Genomic DNA, 16,810 nt, shown 5'->3' with positions numbered 1-16,810 from the left:
GATGCCGTTGGAGATGACGGGGGAAGCGGGCATTTTAGCCCGGCGCCCCCTGGGACATGGGTCGTCGGGGTGTGCTCAGCCGGCCTCGCGGGCCGCCTGGATGCACTCGGTCAACACGGCGGCGTCGCCCACCTGGTTGGCCAGCAGCAGGACCAGGCGCGCGCAGAAGGCCTGTTGCTGCTCGGGCGACAGGTTCACTTGCGCGTCGAGCAGTTGTTCGTAGAAGGTGTCGGCGTCCTGCCAGTTGGGGGTGGTGATCATGCGTGCACTCCGGTGAGACCGAGGGTGAGGCCGATGGCCTGCACCAGACGGCCGTCGATGGTGTCGCCGCTGGCGGCGAGGTATCCGTCGGGGCGCACCAGGGCCCAGGCGGGTTCGTCGCCTGCGGGCAGGCCACAGGCACCGCGCAGGTGGCCTTTCGGATCCCGAACGTGCTCGTCGGCCTGGGCCGACTCGCGGCCGGCCGGCACCTGCAACGCGCGCAGCGGCGTGGTGGCCAGCACCTCGCGCAGGCGGCGCAGTGCGGCGGCGCTCAACGCCCCGAAGCACAGCAAGAGCAGATCGCCACCGGCCCAGTCCAGCAACTGGTTCATTCGCCCGGTTCGGCCGTTGGCCCAGCGGAATTCGACGTTCTGCACCGACTGACCGGCTGCGCTGCCCGGCGTGTATTGGCAGATGCGCGAACGCGTGTACGGGTTGGCCACGGCCATGCGACCGGTGTTGACCAGGGCGCGTGCGAACGGGTGGCGCTTGGCCAGGGCGATGGCGGCGTCGCGGTACACGCGCTCGATGCCGTCGGCTGGGCGCAGGAAGCGCGCGGTGCGGTTGGTGACGCGCACGTTCTCGCGCGCGGCTTCCAGGCGCTCGTCCTCGTAGCTGTCGAGCAGCGCGGGCGCGGCCTGGCCACGTTGCACGGCGGCGAGCTTCCAGGCCAGGTTGTCGGCGTCGGCCACGCCGGTGTTGCCACCGCGAGCGCCAAAGGGGCTGACCACCTTGGCCGAGTCGCCCATGAAGTACACGCGGCCGCTGCGCATGCTGTGCACGCACTCGCTGCGGTAGGCGTAGGGGCCCACCCACACGATCTCCACCTCCACACCAGCGCCGAACTGGCGCGCCAGGCGCTCGCGCACCACGTCCTCGCGGCTCACGTGGGCCGGGTCGGCGTTGGGCGCCATCTGGTAGTCGATGCGCCAGACGTCGTCGGCCATCAGGTGCTGCCAGACGGCGCGGTTCTCGTTGAAGGGCGCTTCGATCCAGGTGTGGCGCTCGGTTGGCGGGCGGGTGCTGAAGCGCACGTCGGCGATGCACCAGCGGTCGTCGCCGCGTTTGCTGTCGAAAGGCACGTTCAGCCACTTGCGCAAGGGGCTGTTGCTGCCGGTGGCGTCGATGACGTGCTCGGCCTCGATGCGGTAGTCGCCCGCGGGCGTTTCCACGGTGAGCGTGGCGGTGCGCTCGTTCTGCTCGAAGCCGGTGAGCCGGTTGCGCCAGCGCAGTTCCACATGGCCGAGTTGCCGGATGCGGTCGACCAGGAAAGCCTCGATGTAGAACTGCTGGATGTTGATGAAGGGCGGCTGCTGGCTGAGGTTGAAGCTGCCTTGCTGGCGCAGGTCGAAGCTGTAGACCTCGTCGTCGCCGGCGAAGGTGCGGCCCACGCTCCATTGCGTGCCTTTGGCGGCGATGTGTTCGTACACGCCCAGGCGTTCGAAGATCTCGAGCGACTTCTGCGTGTAGCAGATGCCGCGAGAGGAGGCGCCCTTGACGCCGACGGTGTCGTCCTCATCGAGCAGGATGGCCTTGACGCCCAGACGGGCGAGGGAGCAGGCGAGGGTGAGGCCGGTGATGCCGCCGCCGACGATGACGATGGGGTGTTTCGCGGGTGTCTTGCCGCCGATTTCAGGCGGGGGAACGAAGGGGTAGCTGGGCAGTTCGTAGCCGCCGCCCTGGGTGAACTCGTAGCCGTTGGTGTGGGCCACGTCCTTGTATGTGTTCAGCGACATCTTCCGGTCCTCGTTGTCATCGGTTGTCGTTTCGTTCGTCGCGCTTCATTTCGCTCGTGACACCTCGCTGGCTCGCGGCCACTGGGTGCCTTGTTCCGCGAATGTCCCCCGGACCGGGCTTTGCCCGGTCCTCCTCCTTTATTTCGCTACACAAGGCACCCAGCGTCCGCGAGCTGCCAACACCTTGGCGTGCGGACCGCTCAAGTGCCCGGTGCCGCCGGAGAAAACCCGGGAGCGCCTAGACCTTCGCCCCCACCTCCGGCCGATCGTTCTGCTGCGGCTTCAGCGGCGCAGCACCCTTGCCCTCGGCTCGCTCCTTGCGCCACTGCTCCTTGCGTGCGTTCCATTCACCCAGCCGCGCATGCGCCGTCTTGCTCTCCTGCAGCATCTGGAACTCGTCAGCCAACTGAGCCGTCAACTCCAGACGGATCCCGTTCGGGTCGAAGAAGTAAATGCTCTTGAAGATGTGGTGGTCCGTCACCCCCAGCACCTCGATCCCGTGCGCCTCAAGGCGCGCCTTCGTGTTCTCCAGCTCACCGGTGGTGTTCACCCGGAAACTGATGTGGTTCACCCACTTCGGCGTGTTCGGGCTCGGCAGCGCCGCTTCGTCGTCGCCCAGGTCGAAAAAAGCGATGAACGAGCCGTCCTGCAGGCGGAAGAAGAAGTGCGTGTACGGGCAGTACTCACCCGTGCTCGGCACGTAGTCGCTCTGGATGATGTGGTACAGCGGCAGGCCCAGGATGTCCTCGTAGAAATGCCGCGTTTCCTCCGCGTCGCGGGCGCGGTAGGCGTAGTGATGCAACTGCTGGATCGGGGCCGGCGCGGGCAGGCCGGCCTGGGGTTTCACGGACGTCATGGCTGTCTCCTTGAACGGTCTCTGAAATTTACCATAGCGAAACGCATTTCTCCAAACGTAATTCGCCGGGTGGTGCCGAAGGCCTTGAGGTGGGGTGCCCGGGTAGGGCTTCGCGATAATTGCGGTCTCCATCGGCCCGGCCCGGTTCCACCGTTCATCCATGCTATTCCTGATCTCGCCCGCCAAGGCGCTCGATTACGAGACGCCCCCCCATGTGAAGGCGCACACGCAGCCGCTGTTCGTCGAGCAATCGGTCGAGTTGATCGATGTGCTCAAGCGCAAGACGCCGCAGCAGATCGGCACCCTCATGGACCTGTCGGACAAGCTCGCCTCGCTCAACGCCGCGCGCTACGAGGCCTGGAGCCCCAAGTTCACGGCAAAGAATTCCAAGCAGGCGGTATTGGCCTTCGACGGCGACGTCTACGGCGGGCTGGACGCCAAAACCCTGTCGGCCGAGGAACTCGACTGGCTGCAGGCGCATCTGTGCATCCTCAGCGGCCTGTACGGCGTGCTGCGCCCGCTCGACTGGATGCAGCCCTACCGGCTGGAAATGGGCACGCGCCTGAAGACGAAAGCTGGCGCCAGCCTCTACGCCTTCTGGGGCAGCCGCATCGCCGACTACCTCAACGAGCGCGCCCTGGCCGACAAGAGCCCCGTGGTCATCAACCTGGCCAGCGAGGAGTACTTCAAGGCCGTGGACCTGAAGGCGCTGCGCCCGCGTGTGGTGACTTGCGCGTTCGAGGAACGCAAGCCCGCGGGTTACAAGGTCATCAGCTTCATGGCCAAGCGCGCGCGCGGGCTCATGGTGCGCTGGGCCGTACAGCACCGCGCCAGCACGCCCGAACAACTCAAGGCCTTCGACCTGGAAGGCTACCGTTTTACCGCCGACGCCTCCGGACCCGATCGCCTGGTGTTCCGGCGCGAGGCCAAGCCCTGACAGGGGAGAGCGCCATGTCCCAGACCGTCACGCCTGAATTGCGCCGCTGGATCATCGAACAGGCCAGCGCCGGCTGCACGCCCGAGTCCGTGCTCAAGTCCATGCTCGACGCCGGCTGGAACGCTGGTGTGGCCGAGGCCGCGCTCGAACAGACGCTGCTGGAGCACCTGTCCACCGTCTCGCCCGACGCGCTCTCGCAAGCCGCTCCCGAGGTGCGCGAGGCCGTGCAGGGCGCGCTGGGCCAGGGCTCCGCCGTGCCCGTCATCGACACCTCGGGCTCGCCGCGCCGCATCGACGCGGGCGACCGCTGGGTGGACATCATCACGCACATGAACCATCCGCGCGTGGTAGTGCTGGGCAACCTGCTCAGCGCCGAGGAGTGCGATGCGATCATCGAATCGGCCAAACCCAAGCTCGCGCGCTCGCTCACGGTGCAGACGGCCACTGGCGGCGAGGAACTCAACGCCGACCGCACCAGCAGCGGCATGTTCTTCACGCGCGGGCAGACGCCCGAGGTGACGGCGGTGGAACGGCGCATCGCGCGGCTGGTGGGCTGGCCGGTGGAAAACGGCGAGGGCCTGCAGGTGCTGCACTACCGCCCGGGTGCCGAGTACAAGCCGCACTACGACTACTTCGACCCCAAGGAAGCCGGCACGCCCACCATCCTCAAGCGCGGCGGCCAGCGCGTGGCCACGCTGGTGATGTACCTCAATGAGCCCGCGCGCGGCGGCGGCACCACCTTCCCCGACGTGGGGCTGGAGGTCGCGCCCGTGAAAGGCTCCGCCGTCTTTTTCAGCTACGACCGCCCGCACCCCACCACGCGCAGCCTGCACGGCGGCGCGCCGGTGCTCGAGGGCGAGAAGTGGGTCGCCACCAAATGGTTGCGCGAACGCGAATTCCAATGAACGCCAACACCCCCGAACAATCCCAGCTCGGCAAGGCCTCGGCCTACGTCGATCGCTACGACCCCTCGCTCATCTTCCCCTTGCCGCGCGAGGCCAAGCGGCGCGAGATCGGCATCGTCGGCAGCGTGCCCTTCATGGGCTGCGACCTGTGGACCGCCTACGAGCTGTCCTGGCTGAACCCGCGCGGCAAGCCGCAGGTGGCCATCGCGCACATCACCGTGCCCTGCGAGAGCACGCACATCGTGGAGAGCAAGTCCTTCAAGCTCTACCTCAACAGCTTCAACAACTCGGCTTTCGACAGCGCCGAGGCGGTGCAGGCGCGGCTGCGCGCCGACCTCGGCACGGCGGTGTGGCACGGCGGGCCGGTGCAGGCGGGCGTGGGCGTGAAGCTGCTGTCGCCCGAGCGCTTCGACGCCGAACCCATTCACGAACTCGACGGCCTGAGCCTGGACCGGCTCGACGTGGAGTGCACGCGCTACCAGCCCGCGCCCGAGCTGCTCACCGCCGCCTTCGATGAGCAGCCGGTGAACGAAACCCTGGTGAGCCACCTGCTCAAGAGCAACTGCCTCGTCACCGGCCAGCCCGACTGGGGCAGCGTGCAGATCACGTACAGCGGCCCGCAGATCGACCAGGCGGGCCTGTTGCAGTACCTGGTGAGCTTTCGCAACCACAACGAATTCCACGAGCAGTGCGTGGAGCGCATCTACATGGACGTGTGGACGCGCTGCAAGCCCGCGAAGCTGAGCGTTTACGCGCGCTACACGCGCCGTGGCGGGCTCGACATCAACCCCTGGCGCAGCAGTCACCCGCAGCAGCCGCCGGCCAATGTGCGCACCGCGCGACAGTGAACACCGTGGCGGGCGGTGCTACCGCTGGTCAGTCCGATCGTGGATTCACCGAAACCCTTAGGTGATTCGGGGCATCCCGCGTAGGATCGCCCGCTTCGCCACCTCGCGTGGCCGATCACTGACCGTTCGGTCCCTCGCGGGTTGGCGGTCTTCTCAGGTGGCCCACTTTCACGTGGCAACCACCCTCTCTCGCGGCGCTTGTGCCATTGCAGGCCGGCCCGCTTCTCTGAAAGGCTCAGTCATGAGCAGCAAACTGTACGTGGGCAACCTGCCCTACTCCGTCAACGACGACTCGCTTCGTCACAACTTCTCCGAATTCGGCAACGTGGCCTCCGCCAAGGTCATGACCGACCGCGACAGCGGCCGCTCCAAGGGTTTCGGCTTCGTGGAAATGGCCTCCGAGGCCGAGGCGCAAGCCGCCATCAACGGCCTCAACGGCCAATCGGTCGACGGCCGCCAGATCGTCGTCAACGTGTCGCGCCCGAAAGAAGGCGGCGGCGGCGGTGGTTACCGCAGCAACGGTCCGCGCTACTAAGCCCTGACCGCTCCATAAAAAGCCGGCGCCCGCGCCGGCTTTTTCCTTGGCCGCTTCAAATCTGCTTCTGGATCAGCGGTCCATGGAACAGCACCGGACCGGTGGGGCCGCGTTCGCTGGGCACGCCGCCCAGCGGCTCCAGGCTGATCGCCAGCGCAGGCACCTCGCTCACCGCGTTCTCGCTCGCCGCCAACTGCAACAGCCGCTCGGGCGAGAGTACGCCCAGCGAGCGCGGCGCCGCGCCCGGTGGCAGGGCCCAGAGCTGCAGCGAGCGGTCGGCCGCTTCCTGGTAGCCGCCTACACGCTGCAGGCTCAAGCGGTTGTGCCGGGTGTCGAAGGTGACCAGAACGGCCGGCTTGGCCTGGTCGTCGTTGAGCACGGCCACGTAGCGCACGTCGGGAGTGGCCAGCAATTGGCGTTGCAGTTCGGCCACCTCGGCGCCACGCCGGTCCAACTCGCCCCGCAGCCCGGGCAACAGCACCAGCGCCGCCACCACGGTGCACAGGCCCGCCAGGCCCGCGCCGCGCCACAGCGCGAGGCTGTGCCACCAGCCGCGTGGTGACGTGGTGGCCGAAGGTGCGCGCTGCTGCTCGATGGCGATGCGCTCTCCCTCGGCGCGCACCAGGTTCTGGATGCGGGTCCACACCTGTGGCGCGGGTTCGGCGCTGGCCTGCAGCTCGTTCAGGCTGGCCACACGGGTCTGCCATTCGATGGCCGCCGCGCGCACCACAGGTTGTTCTCGCGCGATGGTCTCGAAGCGCCGGCGCGCACCACCGCGCAGCGTGCCCAGCGCGTACGCGGCGGCCAGGCGCTGCAGGAGTTCGGGGTGGCGTTGCGGTTGCATGGTCGTGGCCTCAGGCGAAACGCGCCATGCAATCGCGCAGCTTGTCCAGGCCGCGGCGGATCCACGTCTTCACCGTGCCCAGCGGCAGAGCCAGGCGCTCGGCCAACTCGCCATGGCTCAGGTCGCGCAGGTAGGCCAGGCTGATCACCTCGCGCTGCCGGTTTTCCAGTTGCCCCAGGCACTGGTGCAGGGCCCAGGCCTGCTGGCTCGCCAGGCTGGTGTCCATGGGGTTCGGTGCATCGCCTTCCAGGGTGTCGGACAGGGTCTCGTCGAGGTCTTGCGTCAGGTGCGCGCGCTCGGCCGCGCGGCGGCGCAGGTTGTCCAGCGAGCGGCTGCGCACGATGAGACCCAGCCAGGCCATGGGCGGCGAGAGCGCGGCGCGGTACTCGCCCGCGTTGCGCCAGATCTGCAGGTAACTCTCCTGCAGCACGTCCTCGGCCCGCTCAGCCGATCCGACCACGCGCAGCGACAGGCCGTACAGCTTGCGCGCCGTGAGGTCGTAGAGCGCCTTCAGCGCGGCTTCGTCGCGCCGGGCGATGCGGTCGATCAGGTCCATGAGGAGGTCGTCTTGGTCAGCGGGCAATGAGTCCTCCGCGCAATGCGCTGCGATGCGAGCGCCATCGGGCGGCCGTGCGGCGCTCATGCGGCGCATTGTGGGGGGTCTTGTCTCTCATCACTACGCCGGCTTGTCCCGTGTGGATTCAACGCCACCGAGCGGATCCGCACAACCGAGCAAAACAGTCGGGTTCCCTGAATCCGCTGCGGGGGCGCCCCGCGTATTCGCTTCGACGGCCGTCGTTCTCCCCACTCACAACCTTCACGAGAGACAAGACCATGAGCACCACCCACGAACAACGCCGTGCCTTTCTGCGCTCCGGCACCACCCTGTCCGCCGTCGGCCTGGCGCTGCTCGCCGGGCGGCCGGCCCTGGCCCAGGGCATGAAAGGAGACACGTCTAAGGACGTCGACATCCTCAACATCGCGCTCGGCCTCGAGCACGAGGCCATCAACGCCTACCAGCTGGGGGCCGGCAGTGGCCTGCTGAAGAAGCCTGTGCTGGACGTGGCCGTGCAGTTCCAGGGCCACCACAAGGCGCACCGCGATGCGCTGGCCGCCACCATCCGCAAGCTCGGTGGTCAACCCGTGGCGGAGAAGAAGCTCGACGAGTACGCCAAGGACCTCAAGGCCGACACGCTCAAAAGCCAGGCCGACGTGCTGTCGCTGGCCACGCGCCTGGAGCTGGGCGCGACCAACGCCTACATCAGCGTGATCCCCGCGCTGGGCGACCGCGAACTCGCCCAGGTCGCCTCCCGCCTGGCGGCCGACGAGGCCATGCACTTCACCGTCCTCACCAGTGCGCTGGGGCGCCCGCTGCCCGCCAGCGCGCTGTCCTTCGGCGCCTGAACGCCATTCCTACACGGGTGGGCCATGCACCCACCCGACGTTTCCCTCCCTCAACCTTTGACCGGAGCATTTCCATGATCCTCAAGACCACCCTGGCCGTTTCGGCCGTTCTCGCCATGACCGCCTGCGCTTCCTCCATGGGGGGCAAGCCCATGATGTATTCGCAGGCCGGTCTGCCCGATGCCGTGAAAGTCCCTGCTGGCCACCGCGTGGCCATGGAGACCGTGGGCGCGGGCGACATCACGTACGAGTGCCGCGCCAAACAGGGCATGGCTGGCCAGTTCGAATGGGTCTTCGCCGGCCCCGACGCCAAGCTGATGGACCGTGGCGGCAAGCAGGTGGGCAAGTACTACGGCCCGCCCGCCACCTGGGAGTCCATGGACGGCTCGAAGATCACCGGCACGCAACTGGCCGTGGCCCCCGGTGGCACCGGCAACATTCCCATGCAGCTCGTCAAAGCCAACCCGGCCATGGGCATGGGCGCGATGCAGGGCGTGACCTACATCCAGCGCGTGGCGACCATGGGCGGCGTGGCACCGGCCATGGCGTGCGGCGCAGGCAATGTGGGTGCGAAGCAGATCGTGCAATACCGCGCCGACTACATCTTCTACAAGGCGGGCTGAGCGCCCGCGTTCGCAGGGCCTCCACGGGTGCGGGCCTCCGGGCCCTTTTGGCCCTGCGAACGGTGGATCGTCGCAGGGCGCTTTTTCTCGCGCGGTCGTGCTCAGGCGGCGCGCTCGAAGCCCTCGAGCAGGTTCACGGTGTTGATGCCAACCTCGGCCACCGCGTAGCCGCCCTCGAAGGTGATCACGGTGGGCAGCTTCAGCGAGGCCAGGGCCGCGCCGATGCCCGCGTAGTCGGCCGAGCGCAGCTTGAAGCCCGAGATCGGGTCGCCCTCGAAGGTGTCCAGGCCCAGTGGCACCACCAGCGCGGTGGCGCCGAAGTCGGCCACGGCCTGCAGGGCTTCGTCGAACGCGGCGCACCAGGGTGCCAGGCCCGTGCCGCGCGGCAGCGGCCAGTTGCGGTTGAAGCCTTCGCCGGCGCCCGCGCCGCGCTCGTCGGCGTGCCCGAGGAAGAAGGGGTACTCGGTGCGCGGGTCGCCGTGGATCGAGAGCGTCAGCACGTCGGCGCGCTCATAGAACACCGTCTGCGTGCCGTTGCCGTGGTGGTAGTCCACGTCGAGCACGGCCACGCGCGCATGGCCGCCGTCGCGCAGGGCCTGTGCCGCGATGGCCGCGTTGTTGAGGAAGCAGTAGCCGCCGTAGAAACCCGGGCCCGCGTGGTGGCCGGGCGGGCGCGTGAGGGCGAAGGCGCACCGATCACCGCCAAGCACGGCCTGCGCGGCGCTCAACGCACAGGCAGCGCCCGCGCGCGCGGCTACCCAACTGCCGGCGGTGAGCGGCGTGCCCGAATCGAAGGCGAACTGGCCCAGGCGCGCGGCGATGTTCTCGGGCCAGCCATCCTGGCGGAAGCCGTGGCGATTCGGCAATGGCCAGACCGAGGGCAGGGCGTCGATGGCGGCGTTGGCCGGATCCAGCGCCACCCAGTCGTCCCAGGCGGATCGCAGGAAGTCGAGGTAGCGCGGCTCGTGCACGGCCCGTAGCGCGGGCATCAATTCGTCGTCGCTCATCGCCGGTTCGCGCAGCTCGCCCAGCGGGCGGCGGCGCCACTCGGAAAGTACGTGTTCCACCCGCGCTGGGCTTTCGTGGCTGTCCACCAGTCGGCCGCGAAACATCTCGTGCCGGCCGACGTGGGCGCCATGCAGGGGGTTCAGGAAGGTGTGCATGTTGTTGTGGTGCGGAAGGAATTGGAGGCGCGCGCCGCTACTGCCACCGGAGTAGGACCGGCACATTGACGCCCGCAGTGTGCACCTCCGTCGCCCATGGGCGAATAGTCGAGGCATCTGTTTCGAAGATGCGCCCGCGGTCGCGCGTACTCCTCGTCGCGCCTGCTTCGTGCGTGTCGAAGGAATGCTTATGCGTGTGCTGTCGGTCGGTGGGGTGTTGGCGTGCCTGGTGCTTGTCGCCTGTGGGGGTCAACCCTGGTGCGACCCCGAGGCAGCCGGCCCCGCAGCCGGCGCGCCGGGAGGCGGCGGCGCGGGCGGTACGGGTGGTGACACCGTGCTCCTGCAGGCACCCCAGCTCACCGTGGACGTGAGCTACATCAAGACCTTCAGCCTGGCGTGGAGTGCGGTAGCGGGCGCTACCACCTACCGCCTGATCGAGGACATCGATGGCCCGGCGGGGCCGCAAGCCGGGCGGGTGATCGCCGAAGTGCCCGCCGATCAGCATAGCTTCTCGACCGAGGTCTTCCTGCCCGATCGGATCAACGCGAGCTACCAGGTGCTCGCCTGCAACGGGACGGGCTGCACGGAGTCGGCGCCGACGGGGGTCGTGGACATTGACCGAGGCATCGGCTTCTTCAAGGCCTCGCAGGTGGCAGAAGACGACCAGTTCGGCGCCAGCCTGGCCATCTCGGCCGATGGCCAGCTCTTTGCTGTTGGCGTTCCGGGTGAGAACGGCGACAACGCGGGCATCGATTCGGTGTTCTCCGAGATCATTGGCGAAAACGATCCGCGCATCGGTGCGGTGTATGTGTTTCGTCGCAGTGACGGTGTCTGGGTGCGGGACGCCTACATCAAGCCCGCTACCGCGCAGACGCGCGGCTATTTCGGTGCCTCTGTGGCCCTGGCAGGCGATGCCCAGGGCTACACGTTGCTGGTGGGCGCGCCTGAAGACGCCAACGGAACGCCCGCGGTGGGGCGCAGCGGGGCCTTCTACGTGTTCGAGCGTGCCGCCAATGGTGGGTGGGCGCAAGACAGCTACTTCAAGGCGGACACGCCGGTCGCGGGCGCGGAATTCGGCTTCTCGGTCAGCCTGTCGCAGGACCGGCAGTGGGCGGCGGTCGGGCAACCGTACGGTCCCGACGGGGGATCGGTGTTGCTGTACCAGCGCACACCAGCCGGCTGGGAATACCGCGAGGCGCTGCGGGGAAGCAACACCGAGAGCGACGACGCCTTTGGTGAAGCCCTGCAACTCGATGCCACCAGGGCGACCCTGGTGGTCGGTGCCGCTGGTGAAGACGGGGCACTGGTGGCGGTGCCGGACAGCCCCGCCACCGATAACGACGCGGCCAGCGCGGCGGGCGCCGTGTACGTCTTCAAGCGCAACGGCGTTACATGGGAGCAGAGCACCTATCTGAAGGCGCCGGTGCCCGAGGAGCTCAATGCCTTTGGCGCCTCGGTGGCCCTGTCGTCCGCGGGCACCACGATGGTGGTGGGTGAGCCAGGCGCCATCGTGGGCACCACTGCTGGCGCAGGGCTGGTGCTGGGCAGGGTCCACTTGTTCCATCTGGTGGGCTCGACCTGGGTTCGCGAGCTCGATTTCATCTCGCCCCTGGGCCTTGCCGATGGCGCCTTCGGCACCAAGGTGGCGCTCGCGACCGACGCCGACGGCGCCACGCTGGTGATCACCGATCCGAATGAAAACACGGCGGGGTCCGGGCTCACCGCCGCACCGGCGCCCGATGGCCTGACCGTCTCGTCGGGAAGTGCCTTCGTGTACCGCCGCGAAGGCATGGGGGCATGGTCCGCACCGGTGCCCGTCAAGGCACCCAACAACCAGCCCAATCTGCGCTTCGGCGCCAGCCTGGCCCTCAGCGCCCACCGGGGCACGCTGGCGGTGTTCGGCCGTGACAACAGCGGCCTGACCGGCATCGGCGCCACACCGACAACGGACACCTCGGTCCCGGCGTCTGGCGCGGTCTACCTCTACTGATCCACCATGAAAAAACACCTCCTGATGCTGGCCCTGTTGCCAACCTTCAGCGCCGTTCAGGCGCAAAGCTACGTCATGCTCTACGGCGTCGCAGACATGGCGCTGGAACGTGTCGAGGGCGCCACCACCACGACGCGCATGGCATCGGGACAGCAGTTCGCCTCGCGAATCGGCTTTCGAGGCGTTGAAGATCTGGGGGGCGGCTTGAACGCGCAGTTCGTGATCGAAGGCGGCCTCGACCTGGACCGGGGCACCCTGGCTGAGGACGGCCGGGCCTTCGGGCGCCAGTCCTTCGTGGGCCTGAGCGGCCGCTTTGGCGGCGTGCGACTGGGCCGCCAGTACACGCCCATGAACGACGTCGCCAACATCGTGGGCACCAAACCCTACGACGTGCTCTCCGTGGTGCCCACCATCGGCAACGGCGACCAACGCCGGGCCGACAACGCCATCACCTACCTGTCGCCGGCGTTCAACGGCCTGAGTGTGCAGTTGCAACACAGCCTGGGTGCCGAGCGCGCAGGTACCGACGCCAGCCCGGACTTCCAGCAGCAGACCGGCGCCCACGCGCTGTACACGAGCGGTCCTCTCACGCTGGGCCTGGGCCTGCAGCGCGTGGCCGACGCTGACGGCTCCACCCCAGGCGATCAGCGCATCAACGCGGCGCTGCTGGCGGGCTCCTACCGCTTCGACGCCTTCACACTCACGGCCTACGTCGATTCGGAGGACAAAGGTGTGGGCAAGATGAAGGTCTACGGTCTGGCCGGGGCCTACGGCTGGGGTGCCAACACGGTGTCGGTGGGGGTGGCCAAGGCGCGCGACGTGGCAGGCCTCGGAGCGTCCGACGATGACGCGACCCTCTTTACGCTGCAAGGCTGCCACAAGCTGTCACATCGCACCGCGCTGTACGCGCACTTCACCCGTGTCCAGAACGGGGCGCACTCCGCGCTGGGTTTCAACAACCCCGTACCGTGCTGTGCCTCATCGGGCGTGCAGGCCGGTGTCCGGCACCACTTCTGAGTGGGTTGCCTGAAGGCGCGGGCAAGGCTCTCAGTCGCTGTCCTGAAAGGAGCTCAGCGGCGTGAGCGACGGGAACTGGCCCGCGCGCCGCTCCTTGGTCGCCACGATGGCCTCGCGCACGTGCGCATTGCTCCATATCGCGCCTTGCAGCCAGCCCATCTGGCGCAGGCTGTCGTCCACCGAGTGGTCGCGCGCGTAGTTCACGGCCTGCTTGGTGCCCCAGATGGCCACCGGTGGCTTGGTGGCGATCTCGCGCGCGCACTGCAACGCAGCTTCCACCGTGGCAGCGTGGCTGTCGAAAACCTCGTTCACCAGGCCCAGGGCCTGGGCGCGCACGGCCGGCAGGCGCCGCCCGGTGTAGGCCAGTTCCTTCACCACGCCCAGCGGAATGAGCTTCGGCAGGCGCTGCAGCGTCCCCACGTCGGCCACCATGCCGATGTTGATTTCCTGGATGCAGAAGAAGGCGTCGGCGCTGGCGTAGCGGATGCAGCCGGCGGTGACGAGGTCCACCGCGCCGCCCACGCAGCCGCCCTGGATGGCGAAGACCACCGGCACGCGCAGCGTTTCCAGCCGCGTGAAGGTGGCCTGCATCTGCGACAGCAGATCGAAGATGGCGGCGCGGCCCTCGGGGCTCTGGTCGTCCATGGTGATGGCGCCGCCGAAGGTCTCCAGCGCCATGCCGGCACTGAAGTGCTTGCCGGTGCTGCTGATGACCAGAGCGCGGGCGCGGCCCTCGGCGTTGATATCGCTCAGCAAGGCGTCGAGTTCGCGCCAGAACGCGGGGCCCATGGTGTTGAGCGCTTCGGGCCGGTTCAGCGCCAGGTGCGCCACGTCCGGGTCAGTCCAGCTCAGGGAAAAGCAGGTCGGTGTGTTCATCGCGATGGGCCTTGTCTCGGGGCTTGGGGTGGCGGGCATTCTGGTCGGGGCCGTGGGCCTCGTGTGTCCCCGGTTTGACGAGTTTGGACGAGCGCACGCCCAGCAGCCGGAAGCGCCGCGTCAGGTCCACGCGCTTCAAGCACTGGCCCGCCGCGCGGCGGATGGTGGCGGCGTCGGCCGTGGGTTCGTCCAGGGTGAGGTCGCGCGTGACCTTGGTGAAGCCCACGTAGGTGAGCTTGATGCCGATGGTGCGCGCGAGGTAGCCCTTGCGTTGCAGGTCGCTGGCCACCTGCTCGCACAACTCGGTGAGGATGGCGCCCAATTCGGCGCGGTCGTGCACCGCGTGCAGGTCGCGCTCGAAGGTGGTTTCGCGGCTCATGCCCACGGGCTCGCTCTCGGTCACCACGGGGCGGTCGTCGCGGCCCCAGGCCACCTCGTGCAGCCAGGCGCCATAGCTCTTGCCGAAGTTCGCCACCAGCCAGTCGGGCTCGCGCGCGGCGAGGTCGCCGATGGTGTGGATGCCGTGCGACTGCAACCTGGCATCGGCCTTGGGCCCCACGCCATTGACCTTGCGGCAGGGCAGGGGCCATATCAGGCGCTGAAGGTCCTCGGGCATGACGATGCTGATGCCGTTGGGCTTGTTGAACTCGCTGGCCATCTTGGCCAGCAGCTTGTTGGGCGCCACGCCGATGGAGCAGGTGAGGCCCGTGGCGTCGAAGATGCTTTTCTGGATCAGTCGCGCCAACACGCGCCCGCCCTCGCGCTGGCCGCCGGGCACGTCGGTGAAGTCGATGTACACCTCGTCGACGCCGCGGTCCTGCATCACCGGCGCGATGTCCATGATCACGCGCTTGAACGTGCGCGACAGGCGCTTGACCTCGTCGAAATCCACCGGCAGCAGGATGGCCTGCGGGCACAGCTTGGCGGCTTTCATGAGCCCCATGGCCGAGCCGACGCCGAACTGGCGCGCCGCGTAAGTGGCGGTGGTGGCCACGCCCCGGCCCGCGTAGTCGCTCAGGCGCGGGAAGAACTCCACCGGGATGCGGTCCAGCGTGTCCGGGCCCCAGTCGGTGTCCGGGAAGGCCTCGCGCAGGCGCTCGAACATGGCCACCTCGCGCCGGCGCCCGCCGCCGATGACCATGGGCAGGCCCTTGAGCTGCGGGTAGCGCAGCAGTTCGACGGACGCGAAGAAGGCGTCCATGTCGAGGTGGGCGATGCGGCGCTGGGCGTTCACGCGCGAATCGTAGCCCGCTTACCATGCCCGGGTATGTCGTCATCACGAAGGAGGCCCTCATGACCCATCCCCTCACCCGATTGCTCGCGGCCGCGCTGGTTGGCGCCGGCGTCGCCGTCGCCGGCCTGGCCGTCAGCCAGGGTCTGGAGCGCTTTCGGTTGGCCGACCGAAGCGTCACCGTCAAGGGCCTGGCCGAGAAGAACGTGGAGAGCGATTTCGCCGTCTGGACCCTGGGCTTTCGCCGCGGCGGCAACGCCTTCGACGCGGTGCAGAAGGCGCTCGCGGGCGACCGCGACGCGGTGGTCGCGTTCCTGAAGGGCCGCGGCTTCAAGGACGAAGAGATCGAGGTGCGGCCGCTGGGCGTGCAGGATCTCTTCGCGCGCGAGTACGGCTCGGGAAACCAGCCCCTGCGCTTCAATGGCACCGGGCAGGTGATCGTGAAGTCGCCGCGCGTGGCCGAGGTGCAGGCCGCGGCGCTGGCGGTGGACCCGCTGATCCAGGCCGGCGTGCAACTGGGCGGCGAGGGCCCGGGCTCGGGCGGCCCGCAGTTCCAGTTGCGCGGCTTCAACGACGTGAAGGCCCCGCTGTTGGCCGAGGCCACGCGCAACGCGCGCGAGCAGGCCGAGAAGTTCGCCGCCGAGGCGGGCGCGCAATTGGGCGCGCTGAAAAGCGCCAACCAGGGCGTGATCCAGATCAGCGGCGCCGCCGGCAGCGACTACGACGACGGCAGCTCGCGCGAGAAGCGGCTGCGCGTGGTCAGCACCTTCGTGTACGAGCTGCGCTGAACGCGCGGCGTCAGTCCGCCAGCAACTGGCGCAGCAGGCGCTGCGGGTCGGCCATGAAGCTGCGCATCACCTGGAAGTGCTCGGTGTCCTCATAGGCCACGCGCTGAATGCCGCCGCGCGAGAACTGGAAGATCCAGGCGTCCGGGTAGGCCATGAGGATGGGCGAGTGCGTGGCGATGATGAACTGCGAGCCGTCCCGCACGAGTTCGTGCAGGCGCGCGAGCGCGGCGAGCTGGCGCTGCGGCGAGAGCGCGGCCTCGGGTTCGTCCAGCAGGTACAGGCCGTCGCCGCGAAAGTGCTCCATCAGCAGCGCCAGGAAGGACTCGCCGTGCGACTGCTCGTGCAGCGAGCGCTCACCATAGGCCGGGCCGACGGGTGGGCCGATCGTGGGTTCCGCGTCGAGTCGCTCGATCTCCGTGGCCACGTTGAAGAAGCTCTCGGCGCGCAGGAAGTAGCCGTCGCGCGGGCGCTTCACGCCCTTGGCGATGCGCAGGTACTCGTGCAGCACCGAGTGCGAGGCGCGCGTGCCGAAGTGGAAGTTCTTCGAACCGCCCTCGGGATTGAAGCCCATCGCCACCGCGATGGCCTCCAGCAGCGTGGACTTGCCCGAGCCGTTCTCGCCGATGAAGAAGCTCACCTTCGGGTGCGGCTCGAGCGGCTCCAGCGTGCGGATTGCCGGCAGACTGAACGGGTAGCGGTCGAAGGACTCGACCTGGTCGCGCCGCAGGCTGATGCGGCTGATGAACTGGCTGGAGATCATGGTTCGCGGCGCTGGGGCTCAGACCGCGAAGCATGA

General features: G+C 68.3%; 18 protein-coding genes. 9 read left to right on the top strand and 9 right to left on the bottom strand.

The annotated features are described in order from the left end of the window. Positions 1-75: 75 nt before the first annotated feature. The 3 genes from BN948_RS01165 to BN948_RS01155 all read right to left on the bottom strand — a co-directional run bounded on the left by BN948_RS01165 (position 76) and on the right by BN948_RS01155 (position 2,853). Positions 76-261 carry a DUF2783 domain-containing protein gene (locus BN948_RS01165; RefSeq protein WP_009517389.1) on the bottom strand — a complete coding sequence of 62 codons (186 nt, stop codon included), beginning with the start codon at positions 259-261 and terminating at the stop codon, positions 76-78. Then, a complete protein-coding gene (locus BN948_RS01160; RefSeq protein ID WP_009517390.1) occupies positions 258-1,997 on the bottom strand; it encodes an FAD-dependent oxidoreductase in 1,740 nt (579 codons plus the stop codon). The genes BN948_RS01165 and BN948_RS01160 overlap by 4 nt, the downstream gene beginning before the upstream one ends. Before the next feature lie 238 nt (positions 1,998-2,235). Next, entirely contained in the window at positions 2,236-2,853 is a 618-nt protein-coding gene (locus BN948_RS01155) for a VOC family protein (protein WP_009517391.1), read from the bottom strand. A 160-nt stretch (positions 2,854-3,013) separates the two neighbouring features. Between BN948_RS01155 and yaaA the strand changes: the two genes are divergently transcribed. The 4 genes from yaaA (at position 3,014) to BN948_RS01135 (ending at position 6,078) form a co-directional block, all read left to right on the top strand. Further along, entirely contained in the window at positions 3,014-3,790 is a 777-nt protein-coding gene (gene yaaA / locus BN948_RS01150; RefSeq protein ID WP_009517392.1) for a peroxide stress protein YaaA, read from the top strand. 14 nt (positions 3,791-3,804) lie between these two features. Then, positions 3,805-4,695, top strand: coding sequence for a 2OG-Fe(II) oxygenase (locus BN948_RS01145; RefSeq protein ID WP_009517393.1), 891 nt, complete (start codon positions 3,805-3,807; stop codon positions 4,693-4,695). Then, on the top strand, positions 4,692-5,543 hold the full coding sequence (gene queF, locus BN948_RS01140) for an NADPH-dependent 7-cyano-7-deazaguanine reductase QueF (protein ID WP_009517394.1): 852 nt from the start codon (positions 4,692-4,694) through the stop codon (positions 5,541-5,543). Before BN948_RS01145 ends, queF begins: the two co-directional genes overlap by 4 nt. A 172-nt stretch (positions 5,544-5,715) precedes the next feature. Beyond that, a complete protein-coding gene (locus BN948_RS01135; protein WP_272945530.1) occupies positions 5,716-6,078 on the top strand; it encodes an RNA recognition motif domain-containing protein in 363 nt (120 codons plus the stop codon). Positions 6,079-6,133: 55 nt separating this feature from the next. Here the strand turns inward: BN948_RS01135 and BN948_RS01130 are convergent, their stop codons facing one another. After that, positions 6,134-6,922: an anti-sigma factor gene (locus BN948_RS01130; RefSeq protein ID WP_009517396.1), complete on the bottom strand. Its 789-nt coding sequence runs from the start codon at positions 6,920-6,922 to the stop codon at positions 6,134-6,136. 10 nt (positions 6,923-6,932) lie between these two features. Further along, positions 6,933-7,478, bottom strand: coding sequence for an RNA polymerase sigma factor (locus BN948_RS01125; RefSeq protein ID WP_009517397.1), 546 nt, complete (start codon positions 7,476-7,478; stop codon positions 6,933-6,935). 278 nt (positions 7,479-7,756) lie between these two features. Between BN948_RS01125 and BN948_RS01120 the strand changes: the two genes are divergently transcribed. Together BN948_RS01120 and BN948_RS01115 are read left to right on the top strand one after the other, a co-directional pair. Continuing rightward, the gene (locus BN948_RS01120; protein ID WP_009517398.1) at positions 7,757-8,326 is read left to right on the top strand and encodes a ferritin-like domain-containing protein; all 570 of its coding nucleotides are present in this window, start codon (positions 7,757-7,759) and stop codon (positions 8,324-8,326) included. A 74-nt stretch (positions 8,327-8,400) separates the two neighbouring features. Further along, positions 8,401-8,949 (top strand): DUF3455 domain-containing protein, encoded by a 549-nt coding sequence (locus tag BN948_RS01115; protein ID WP_009517399.1) that lies wholly within the window; start codon positions 8,401-8,403, stop codon positions 8,947-8,949. Between the two features lie 101 nt (positions 8,950-9,050). Here the strand turns inward: BN948_RS01115 and BN948_RS01110 are convergent, their stop codons facing one another. Then, positions 9,051-10,112: a histone deacetylase family protein gene (locus BN948_RS01110; protein WP_009517400.1), complete on the bottom strand. Its 1,062-nt coding sequence runs from the start codon at positions 10,110-10,112 to the stop codon at positions 9,051-9,053. A 334-nt stretch (positions 10,113-10,446) separates the two neighbouring features. Between BN948_RS01110 and BN948_RS01105 the strand changes: the two genes are divergently transcribed. Both BN948_RS01105 and BN948_RS01100 read left to right on the top strand, forming a co-directional pair. Continuing rightward, positions 10,447-12,102 (top strand): hypothetical protein, encoded by a 1,656-nt coding sequence (locus tag BN948_RS01105; RefSeq protein ID WP_138819820.1) that lies wholly within the window; start codon positions 10,447-10,449, stop codon positions 12,100-12,102. Positions 12,103-12,108: 6 nt separating this feature from the next. Next, positions 12,109-13,119: a porin gene (locus tag BN948_RS01100; RefSeq protein WP_009517402.1), complete on the top strand. Its 1,011-nt coding sequence runs from the start codon at positions 12,109-12,111 to the stop codon at positions 13,117-13,119. A 30-nt stretch (positions 13,120-13,149) separates the two neighbouring features. Here the strand turns inward: BN948_RS01100 and BN948_RS01095 are convergent, their stop codons facing one another. Next, on the bottom strand, positions 13,150-13,995 hold the full coding sequence (locus BN948_RS01095; RefSeq protein ID WP_009517403.1) for an enoyl-CoA hydratase-related protein: 846 nt from the start codon (positions 13,993-13,995) through the stop codon (positions 13,150-13,152). After that, positions 13,958-15,196 carry a Y-family DNA polymerase gene (locus BN948_RS01090; RefSeq protein WP_081921851.1) on the bottom strand — a complete coding sequence of 413 codons (1,239 nt, stop codon included), beginning with the start codon at positions 15,194-15,196 and terminating at the stop codon, positions 13,958-13,960. Before BN948_RS01090 ends, BN948_RS01095 begins: the two co-directional genes overlap by 38 nt. Before the next feature lie 92 nt (positions 15,197-15,288). Here BN948_RS01090 and BN948_RS01085 point away from each other — a divergent pair, with 92 nt between their 5' ends. Beyond that, positions 15,289-16,014, top strand: coding sequence for an SIMPL domain-containing protein (locus tag BN948_RS01085; RefSeq protein WP_009517405.1), 726 nt, complete (start codon positions 15,289-15,291; stop codon positions 16,012-16,014). Between the two features lie 10 nt (positions 16,015-16,024). Here BN948_RS01085 and BN948_RS01080 read toward each other — a convergent pair whose 3' ends face one another. After that, the gene (locus BN948_RS01080) at positions 16,025-16,774 is read right to left on the bottom strand and encodes an AAA family ATPase (RefSeq protein WP_009517406.1); all 750 of its coding nucleotides are present in this window, start codon (positions 16,772-16,774) and stop codon (positions 16,025-16,027) included. Positions 16,775-16,810: the final 36 nt, after the last annotated feature.

Origin of the sequence: Hydrogenophaga intermedia (assembly GCF_000723405.1) — a bacterium.
Lineage (GTDB): Bacteria > Pseudomonadota > Gammaproteobacteria > Burkholderiales > Burkholderiaceae_C > Hydrogenophaga > Hydrogenophaga intermedia.
This window is presented reverse-complemented; position numbering and strand designations above follow the sequence as displayed.

Coding starts and splice junctions, on each gene's coding strand:
- BN948_RS01165 (WP_009517389.1), bottom strand. CDS start 261: ATGATCACCACCCCCAACTGGCAGGACGCCGACACCTTCTACGAACAA.
- BN948_RS01160 (WP_009517390.1), bottom strand. CDS start 1,997: ATGTCGCTGAACACATACAAGGACGTGGCCCACACCAACGGCTACGAG.
- BN948_RS01155 (WP_009517391.1), bottom strand. CDS start 2,853: ATGACGTCCGTGAAACCCCAGGCCGGCCTGCCCGCGCCGGCCCCGATC.
- yaaA (WP_009517392.1), top strand. CDS start 3,014: ATGCTATTCCTGATCTCGCCCGCCAAGGCGCTCGATTACGAGACGCCC.
- BN948_RS01145 (WP_009517393.1), top strand. CDS start 3,805: ATGTCCCAGACCGTCACGCCTGAATTGCGCCGCTGGATCATCGAACAG.
- queF (WP_009517394.1), top strand. CDS start 4,692: ATGAACGCCAACACCCCCGAACAATCCCAGCTCGGCAAGGCCTCGGCC.
- BN948_RS01130 (WP_009517396.1), bottom strand. CDS start 6,922: ATGCAACCGCAACGCCACCCCGAACTCCTGCAGCGCCTGGCCGCCGCG.
- BN948_RS01125 (WP_009517397.1), bottom strand. CDS start 7,478: ATGGACCTGATCGACCGCATCGCCCGGCGCGACGAAGCCGCGCTGAAG.
- BN948_RS01120 (WP_009517398.1), top strand. CDS start 7,757: ATGAGCACCACCCACGAACAACGCCGTGCCTTTCTGCGCTCCGGCACC.
- BN948_RS01115 (WP_009517399.1), top strand. CDS start 8,401: ATGATCCTCAAGACCACCCTGGCCGTTTCGGCCGTTCTCGCCATGACC.
- BN948_RS01110 (WP_009517400.1), bottom strand. CDS start 10,112: ATGCACACCTTCCTGAACCCCCTGCATGGCGCCCACGTCGGCCGGCAC.
- BN948_RS01100 (WP_009517402.1), top strand. CDS start 12,109: ATGAAAAAACACCTCCTGATGCTGGCCCTGTTGCCAACCTTCAGCGCC.
- BN948_RS01095 (WP_009517403.1), bottom strand. CDS start 13,995: ATGAACACACCGACCTGCTTTTCCCTGAGCTGGACTGACCCGGACGTG.
- BN948_RS01090 (WP_081921851.1), bottom strand. CDS start 15,196: ATGGACGCCTTCTTCGCGTCCGTCGAACTGCTGCGCTACCCGCAGCTC.
- BN948_RS01085 (WP_009517405.1), top strand. CDS start 15,289: ATGACCCATCCCCTCACCCGATTGCTCGCGGCCGCGCTGGTTGGCGCC.
- BN948_RS01080 (WP_009517406.1), bottom strand. CDS start 16,774: ATGATCTCCAGCCAGTTCATCAGCCGCATCAGCCTGCGGCGCGACCAG.